Below are 8,652 nucleotides of genomic sequence, written 5' to 3' on the forward strand. Positions count from 1 at the left end.
AAAGTTATCTTTAGAATTTATCGGTTATAGTTATGTTTACTTTATAAAAAAATTATGTTTATATAAAGGTTACATAATTAATTTATCTTTTTTATGAATATTAGTTTACATAATTATTTTTGTCAAGAAGTAAACATAATATTTTCGGTATTATTAATTGACTTTTTATATTTTTTTATTAAATTCAATATTTTTAAGCACTTGTTAGTAAGAGCTAACATTTTTTTATGAAATTTAGAACTAAATCCAAAGCGAAGCATACACTTTTTTCTCTTACTTCATCTCTGTTTCCTGTGAAGATATTTTTATATGCTTTAATATATCCATTTGCTGATAAACATATCCAAACTAACCCTACAGGCTTATATTCAGTGCCTCCGGAAGGTCCTGCAATACCGCTTATTGATATGGAAATATCACTATTCATTATCTTTCTGCTGTTCTCAGACATCTCTAAGACGCATTCTTCACTAACAGCACCGTATTTTTTTAATGTTTCCTCACTAACATTTATGATTTTATGCTTAATATCATTAGAATATGTTACAAAAGAACCTTCAAAACATTCTGAAGAACCGCTGATTGATGTAATGGAAGCTGCAAATAAGCCTCCTGTACATGATTCAGTTGATGTTATTTTTAGCCCCCTTGATGTTAATAATTTGACAACTTCATTAGATTTTTCTTTTATTTTGTTATTAATCATAAATATTAAACTCTTTATATTCAATTACATAAATAATAATATAAAACTATATTTTCATTGGTTTGTCAAAATATATAAATCAAATTATATTATGTTATTGAACTTTTTTATTAATTATTATATCATATCGGACAAATTAATGGGAAGGAAATATGAATAGAAGCATAACCATAGAAGGTATTAATATACCGTCAAGATTCTTTTTGGCTCCAATGGCAGGATATACTGATTATGTATTTAGAAGACTTTCAAGAAGATTCGGAGCAGGACTTCTTATAACAGAGTTGGTCAGTGCTGCTGCTTTAGCTAGAATGGTAAAAAAGACATACAGATATATGGAGCATAAGGATGATGAAGATCCTGTATCGCTTCAATTATTCGGAGCAAATGAAGATGATTATAAAAAAGCAATAGAAATAACAGATTTAACTGGTTTTTCATTTATAGATATTAATATGGGATGTCCTACCAAGAAAGTAGTAAAAAATAATGGAGGGGCCGGATTATTGTCCGATACTGATAAAATGCTATCTATACTAAAAGCTGTAAAAAGTGTTTCAAAACTGCCTGTAAGTGTAAAAATTAGGCTTGGACTAAAAAGAGGAGAAGGCGGAGAAATTGATAGAGCTTTGGCATTAAAAGAAAACGGAGCATGCTTTCTTACTCTGCATGGAAGATATGCAAGCGATTTATACAGAGGAACTGCAGATTGGGAAGCTATAGCAAAAGTTAAAGAGGCTTTAGGTAAAGATTATATATTAATAGGCAATGGAGATATAAAAAATAAAGAAGATGCCATAAAAGCTTTTGAAACATCAAATGTAGATGGAATAATGGTAGGAAGAGGTGCTATTGGAAATCCTTGGATATTTAGAGAACTTAATACAATATTTGATGATAACAATGAGTATGATAACAAAATTAATGAAAATGACAATTTAATAAATATTATAAAAGAACATGTAAGCGGATGCTGTGAGCTATACGGAGAAGTAAGCGGAATACATTTTATGCGTAAATTTATTATGAAATATCTAACAGGCTATAGAATGGAAAACAAAATAGAACTTATGAAATGTGAAAGTAAAGAAGAATTATTTAGAATATTAGATAATATAATAAAAAACTAAATATAAAAAGGCCTGCAATAAATACTGCAAGCCTTTAATTATCAATTAATTATACTATTCTTTTTTTACTAACTTCTTAAATTCATCAGCTAAGAATTGAACATCTGTACCAACTATAACCTGAACAGAAGTTTTACCAGGTTTTAATACTCCAGGGAAACTTTTCTTTATTTCAGCATCATTAATTATAGTATTATCTTTAACTTCTAATCTTAATCTAGTAGCACAGTTATCTATATCAACTATATTTTCAATTCCTCCCAACAAAGGAAGTAAAAGTATAGCTTTATCAGCATAAGATTTATTAGAAGCACCTACAGATACTTCTCCATCCTCTGCATCATCAGCATCATCTTCTCTTCCAGGAGTTTTAAGATTAAATTTTCTGATAGCAAAATCGAATATAACAAAATACAAAGCAAAAAATACTATACCTTGTATAATAAGCATATACCAATTAGTAGCTAATGGGTTTTTAGTAGATAAAAGCAAATCAATAAAACCAGCAGAGAATCCGAAACCAGCCATCCATTTGAAGCTTGCAGATATTATTAAAGATATACAAGTTAATAAAGCATGTATTAAATATAATACAGGAGCCACAAACATGAATGAGAACTCTATTGGTTCAGTAACACCTGTAAAGAAACTAGCAAAAGCAGCTGCAAGCATTATAGATTTAATTTTGTTTTTGTTTTCAGGCTTAGCATTCTTAATGAAAGCCAAACAAGCACCAACAAGCCCAAACATCATTATAGGGAAAAATCCTGCCTGATACATACCTGTAACACCTACTGTAGCTGTACCTGCATCTATAGAAGCCTGACCGCCTAAGAAATTAGGTATATCATTAATACCGGCAACATCAAACCAGAATACAGAGTTAAGAGCATGGTGCAAACCAACTGGAATTAAAAGTCTGTTAAAGAATCCGTATATACCAGCACCTATAGGACCAAGACTTATAATAGCTTCACCAAATGATACCAAACCTCCGTAAATAGCAGGCCAAATAACCATTAGTATGAAAGATACTACCATCATTACAACAGATGTAATTATTGGTACAAATCTTCTTCCGCTGAAAAATGCTAAAAATTCAGGTAATTTTACCTCAGCAAATTTATTATACAAACCTCCGGCTATAACACCGCAAAGTATTCCTATAAATTGGTTATTAATTTTAGCAAAACCAGCAGGTACTTGCTCAGCAGGCTTACTCTGTATCATAGCAACTGTAGCAGGTGCTAAAAGAGTTGTAACAACGAGAAAAGCAACTAAACCAGCTAAAGCAGCAGCACCGTTTCTATCCTTAGACATACCGAAAGCAACACCAATAGCAAAAAGTATAGGCATATTATCTATAATGGATCCGCCTGCCTTAATGAAGAAAGCTGCAACTGGACTTCCGCCGCCCCAACCATTAGGGTCTATCCAATAACCAATACCCAAAAGAATAGCTGCTGCAGGTAATACAGCAACTGGTACCATTAAGGATTTACCTATTCTTTGTAGATAATTAAACATATATCCTCCATAAAAATTCTAATTTTTTTCATATATAATATATGAAAAAATTTTCTATCTATATATAATTATATTACTTATTTTTTTATAATCAAGTATTATACGATTTATAAAAAATATTTTTTATATTTTTGTGATATTAAAAACAAATTAAATCATTTTATTAATACAAAATTAATAAATTTAATTATTCCGTGATTTTATATATACAATTATGTTCAATATATACTATAAATATTTTTTATACATATATAAAATTCTATTGCCCAATATAAAAATAAACATAATTAATTAAATTTTTAACATACAAAGTTATTTACTTTATAAATCTTTATGTTAAAATCGTAAAAGAAAGAATATGGAGGCATATATGGGTTTATTTTCTAAAAAAGTTGAAATAAAAAGTCCTATAAATGGGAAATTAGTAGATGTTACAGAAGTAAAAGATGAAGCTTTTTCAAGCAAGGCATTAGGAGACGGCATGGCTATTATTCCAAGCGATGGAAAAATTTACTCTCCTGTAGACGGCGAAGTTGTTACAATGGTAGATACTAATCATGCAATAGGATTATCATCTAAAGGTATAGAAATACTTATACACATAGGTATGGATACTGTAAAATTAGGGGGCAAGCACTTCAAAGCTCATGTTAAGGAAGGAGACAAAGTAAAAACAGGTACTTTATTAATAGAATTTGATAAAGAGGAAGTAGAAAAAGAATATGATATTACTTCTCCAATAATCATACCTAATTTTTCTGAATTAAAATCATTGGATAAAACAGAACCTAGAACTATATCTGCAGGCGATGTTATAATGATTGCTACAAAATAAATTTCACAAATTAAAAGAGGGATTAAAATCCCTCTTTTTAATAATCAAATAATTAATCTTTAATATCTTCTTTTAATTTTCTATAAAGAGTAGCTCTTTCTATACCTAATATTTTGGCAACCTGTGCTTTATTAAAATTATTTCGGCTAAGTAAATGATTAATATACATTTTTTCAAGTTCTTCTAAAGTAACATTTCCATCTACTACAAAATTATCTTCATGATTATTTTTTAATGCCCAATCCGGTATGTTGTTTTCATCAATCTTTCCGTCTTTACTCATAACAACCATAGTTTCAATAGTATTTCTTAATTCTCTTACATTTCCCTCCCATTGAAGAGATGATAATATTTTGTACACTTTCTTATCAACAGAAGTTATTTCTATAGAATGAACTTTTGAAAATTCTTTAATAAAATTATCTATTAAAAGAGGTATATCTTCTCTTCTTTCTCTAAGCGGAGGCATTTCTATCTTTATAACATTAAGTCTGTAATATAAATCTTCTCTAAACTTACCTTCTTTTATTTCTTCTGATAATTTTTTATTTGTAGCAGCAATAACCCGTATATCAACATCTATTGGGGTATTAGATCCTACCCTTTCAATCACCCTCTCTTCAAGCACCCTTAAAAGTTTAACCTGAACAGCCTGATTAATTTCTCCTATTTCATCCAAAAATATAGTACCTTTATTAGCAGCCTCAAATCTTCCTATCTTTTTATCAATAGCTCCTGTAAAAGAACCTTTTTCATGACCGAATAATTCGCTTTCCAAAACACCTTCGGAAAGTGCCGCACAGTTTACAGTTATATAAGGCTGTTTTGCTCTATCTGATATTTGATGAATAGCACTTGCCACTAATTCCTTACCTGTTCCGCTTTCTCCTTCTATCAATACAGTAGCTTTAGTTCTAGCAACCTGCTTTATCGCCTCATATACCTTTAATATCTTAGGACTATGGCCTATCATTCCATAAAAACTTTCATGATAATCTACACGTTTTTCTAAAGTTTCATTAGTTTTTTTAATATTCTTACTTTCTAATGCTCTAGCTATTATTAAAAGCATTTTATCAAGATTAAAAGGCTTTGTCATAAAATCATAAGCTCCAAGCCTCATCATCTCTACAGCAGTTTCTACATTACCATGACCGGTTAAAACTATTACAGGTATATGCTTATCAAATTCTAAAATATCTTTTAAAAATTCTTCCCCAGTTTTTTTAGGCATTTTTAAATCAGTTATAACTAAATCTATACCGCCCTTATAAACTGTCTCTATTCCCTTTTCTCCATTTTCTGCGGTTACTACCTCGTAACCCTCAAACTCCAATGACTTTTTAATTCCGTCTCTTATATTTTTTTCATCATCTATTACTAATATCTTAGGCATAATTTATAAATCCGTTTCCAAAAATTTTTGATTTTCCTGCTGCAATGGAAGTTTTATTATAAACTCGCTTCCTTTGCCGTATTCACTTTCTATTGAAACATTACCATTATGAGCTTCTATTATACGCACTACATTTGTAAGACCTAATCCTGTACCATGTCTTTTTGTAGTAAAATATGGTTCAAATATTTTATTTAAAGTCTCCTCCTTCATTCCGATACCAGTATCTTTTATGCTTATAACAGCATAATTATCCATAGTCTTTAATTTTATATAAATCTCTTTTTTCTTATCATCTGAATTATCTGTCATAGCATCTATTGCATTTTGTATTATATTAATTAATGACTGCTTTATATATTTAGCATCCAATTTTAATATTAAATTATCTTTATCAAATTTTATATCTATATTAATATTGTTTTGTTCTATCTCATATTTTAAAAATGAAACTGTAGACAAAATTAATTCATTTATATTAACATCTTCAATATCCAATTCCAATTTACGTACTGAAAATAAAAATGAATTAATAGTTTCTTCCAATCTTCCTATTTCTTCTTTTATGATGTCAGAATATTCTTTAAAATCCTTATAGCATTGACAATCATTATCCATATTCTTTTTTATTATCTTTTCTATAAGCTGAACATATATTGAAATAGATCCGAGCGGATTTTTTATTTCATGTGCAACTCCGGCAGCCAATGTAGTAAGAGAAGCTAATTGTTCTGCTCTTTTTAGTTTTTGACTGCTTTCATAAGTTTTTGTTATATCAAATGCCTTTATAAGTGTTCCTATTATTCTTCCGCTGTCTCCTATTGGAAGTATGGTTATCTGCAATATTCTTTCATTATCATTATCTTTTAATAATTTTGTTTCTGAATCATTTATGCTTATAAATTCTAATATGCTTTTACCTATATCATTATTATGCATATATTTTGAAAGCGATTTACCTTCTGAATTTCTAGGTATTGAAAATAAAAAACAAGCCTTTTTATTAATTTCCTGTATTATACCTTTATTATCTATTGCAATTATACCCTCTTCAAGATTTTCTATAATCATATTTTGAGAATATAAAAGTGTTGTAAGTCTTTTAAATACTTTTTTCTTTTCTATATCAGAAACTTTATCGAAATTCTGCAAAATTTTATCAAAAAACTGATTAGTTCTATTCATTCAATAAAGTATAATAAAAATATAAAAAACTTCAATAGCAAAAAATTACAGCAATTTATTATTATTAATGATACTGCCATAGTTATAATATCATATAAAACATTTTCTGTTACATAAATATATTAAGCAAAATAAGTATAAACTGATTACAAAACACAACATCTGCTAATGATGCCAAAGTCAATTGACAATACTAATTATTCTATTATAATTAAAAAACTTATAATTAAAAAAGTATAGGCATTATAATGAAAAAAATAGTTATTATATTAGCATCAAGAATAGGATCAACAAGACTTCCAAATAAAGCATTAAAACCTATGGCTGACTGCAGCAGTATGCTTGAGCTTATTATAAAAAGATTAAGAAGTTCTAAAATGGCAAATGATGTAATTGTTGCCACAGAAGAAAAATCTTATGATTCTTTTAAAAATATATTTGATAATCTTAAATGCAGTTATTTTGTAGGAAGTGAAGAAGATGTATTAGACAGATACACAAAAGCAGCTTTCAAATTTAATGCTGATATTATTGTGCGTGCTACAGGAGATAATCCATTAGTAAGTATAAAAGCATTAGATATGATTATAGATTATCATATAGAAAAAAATGCTGATTTAAGCCATTATGATTTACTTCCTTACGGCAGCGGAGTTGAGGTTATAAATTATGATGCTTTGAAATATGCTAATGATAATTCTAATGATAATTTTGAACATGAACATATTACTCAATATCATTATAGAAATCCGAATAAATTTAAAATAGAAAATCCTAAAGTAAGTAATGATTTTGCTATGCCTGAATTAAGAACGACAGTTGATACCATAGAAGATTACAATAATGTATGCTCCATATTTAAAAAATATAATAATGACATATATGTAGACGTTGATACTATAATAAGCGATATAAGAAATGGAAGATAATAAAAATAAATATTATGTTTATATAATACTTTGTGAAGATAACTCTTATTATACTGGTATTACTAATAATTTGATTAATAGGTTTAATAAACATAAAAAAGGAAAAGGTGCTAATTACACAAAATTCCGTAAACCTTTGAAATTTTTATCTGCTTGGGAAGTTGATAATGTTAATATTGCTTTGAGTATTGAACATTATATAAAAAGTAATGATAAAAAAACAAAAATGCTGTTTATAGAAAACAATAGACTTCTTAAAATTTACTATATAAGAGAAATGAAAAATAAAAAAAATTATAAATGTGATATAAGAATAAGAAGCATAAGTAAAAAAGATATAAATAAAATCAATAATAATATTTAAAAATATAAAATTTCATAAACTTATAATATATAGTATACTATAAAATGTTTACATTTTTAATTTTCATGGTAATATTTAAGTGTTAGGGTTTTCTATACATTTATAACAATACACTTATTTGTTATTATCATCATAAATTTAACGGAGTCTTACATGTTTAAAAAAGTAAGTTTGAAATTTCAAATTACGATTGCAATATTACTTCCTATTATATTAATTGTAATTATATCAAATCTGTTTATACAATTATATACTGGTAAAATAAGCAAAGATTTATCTTATAAAATATTAGAAGAAAGTTCTTCTAAAGAATCTAATAGCATAAAATATAATATAGAAAAACATTTATATAATGTAATGGGATTAAAAATAAATATAGAAAATCTTTATAGATCAGGTGTAAGAGACAGAGAAGTTTATAAACAAATAACATCTGTATTTTTTGATAATCTTCCTAAATCTATAAATGGACTTTCAATAGCTTTTGAACCTAATGCTATTGATAATGATGCTGATTATATTAATTCTGATAATTACAAATCAGCTAATGGAAGATTCAATTATTATATATCAAGAAACG

Annotated in this window: 8 protein-coding genes and 1 pseudogene; 5 read left to right on the top strand and 4 right to left on the bottom strand. The window is 27.5% G+C overall.

Features of this window, described 5'->3' with window-relative positions:
- Positions 1-214: 214 nt before the first annotated feature.
- Entirely contained in the window at positions 215-706 is a 492-nt protein-coding gene (locus Q0J90_RS11035; protein ID WP_297277953.1) for a CinA family protein, read from the bottom strand.
- 152 nt (positions 707-858) lie between these two features.
- Here Q0J90_RS11035 and Q0J90_RS11040 point away from each other — a divergent pair, with 152 nt between their 5' ends.
- Complete coding sequence (locus tag Q0J90_RS11040) at positions 859-1,836, top strand: tRNA-dihydrouridine synthase family protein (protein ID WP_297277954.1); 978 nt, start codon at positions 859-861, stop codon at positions 1,834-1,836.
- Between the two features lie 54 nt (positions 1,837-1,890).
- Here the strand turns inward: Q0J90_RS11040 and nagE are convergent, their stop codons facing one another.
- Positions 1,891-3,363: an N-acetylglucosamine-specific PTS transporter subunit IIBC gene (nagE, locus tag Q0J90_RS11045; RefSeq protein ID WP_297277955.1), complete on the bottom strand. Its 1,473-nt coding sequence runs from the start codon at positions 3,361-3,363 to the stop codon at positions 1,891-1,893.
- A gap of 370 nt (positions 3,364-3,733) precedes the next feature.
- Between nagE and Q0J90_RS11050 the strand changes: the two genes are divergently transcribed.
- Entirely contained in the window at positions 3,734-4,198 is a 465-nt protein-coding gene (locus Q0J90_RS11050; RefSeq protein ID WP_297277956.1) for a PTS glucose transporter subunit IIA, read from the top strand.
- Between the two features lie 52 nt (positions 4,199-4,250).
- Here Q0J90_RS11050 and Q0J90_RS11055 read toward each other — a convergent pair whose 3' ends face one another.
- Positions 4,251-5,594 (bottom strand): sigma-54 dependent transcriptional regulator, encoded by a 1,344-nt coding sequence (locus tag Q0J90_RS11055; protein WP_297277957.1) that lies wholly within the window; start codon positions 5,592-5,594, stop codon positions 4,251-4,253.
- 3 nt (positions 5,595-5,597) lie between these two features.
- Positions 5,598-6,779: an ATP-binding protein gene (locus Q0J90_RS11060; RefSeq protein WP_297277958.1), complete on the bottom strand. Its 1,182-nt coding sequence runs from the start codon at positions 6,777-6,779 to the stop codon at positions 5,598-5,600.
- A gap of 248 nt (positions 6,780-7,027) precedes the next feature.
- On the opposite strand from Q0J90_RS11060, the gene Q0J90_RS11065 reads away from it, so the two are divergent.
- The 3 genes and pseudogenes from Q0J90_RS11065 to Q0J90_RS11075 form a co-directional block, all read left to right on the top strand.
- Complete coding sequence (locus Q0J90_RS11065) at positions 7,028-7,708, top strand: spore coat protein (protein ID WP_297277959.1); 681 nt, start codon at positions 7,028-7,030, stop codon at positions 7,706-7,708.
- Entirely contained in the window at positions 7,698-8,072 is a 375-nt protein-coding gene (locus Q0J90_RS11070; protein ID WP_297277960.1) for a GIY-YIG nuclease family protein, read from the top strand. The genes Q0J90_RS11065 and Q0J90_RS11070 overlap by 11 nt, the downstream gene beginning before the upstream one ends.
- Before the next feature lie 153 nt (positions 8,073-8,225).
- A pseudogene (locus Q0J90_RS11075) lies at positions 8,226-8,652 on the top strand (methyl-accepting chemotaxis protein); the annotation flags it as partial.

This window comes from uncultured Brachyspira sp. (assembly GCF_944390595.1).
Lineage (GTDB): Bacteria > Spirochaetota > Brachyspiria > Brachyspirales > Brachyspiraceae > Brachyspira.

What these genes read in the sequence shown, in the direction of transcription:
- Q0J90_RS11035 (WP_297277953.1), bottom strand. Translation starts at nt 706, where the DNA reads ATGATTAATAACAAAATAAAAGAAAAATCTAATGAAGTTGTCAAATTA.
- Q0J90_RS11040 (WP_297277954.1), top strand. Translation starts at nt 859, where the DNA reads ATGAATAGAAGCATAACCATAGAAGGTATTAATATACCGTCAAGATTC.
- nagE (WP_297277955.1), bottom strand. Translation starts at nt 3,363, where the DNA reads ATGTTTAATTATCTACAAAGAATAGGTAAATCCTTAATGGTACCAGTT.
- Q0J90_RS11050 (WP_297277956.1), top strand. Translation starts at nt 3,734, where the DNA reads ATGGGTTTATTTTCTAAAAAAGTTGAAATAAAAAGTCCTATAAATGGG.
- Q0J90_RS11055 (WP_297277957.1), bottom strand. Translation starts at nt 5,594, where the DNA reads ATGCCTAAGATATTAGTAATAGATGATGAAAAAAATATAAGAGACGGA.
- Q0J90_RS11060 (WP_297277958.1), bottom strand. Translation starts at nt 6,779, where the DNA reads ATGAATAGAACTAATCAGTTTTTTGATAAAATTTTGCAGAATTTCGAT.
- Q0J90_RS11065 (WP_297277959.1), top strand. Translation starts at nt 7,028, where the DNA reads ATGAAAAAAATAGTTATTATATTAGCATCAAGAATAGGATCAACAAGA.
- Q0J90_RS11070 (WP_297277960.1), top strand. Translation starts at nt 7,698, where the DNA reads ATGGAAGATAATAAAAATAAATATTATGTTTATATAATACTTTGTGAA.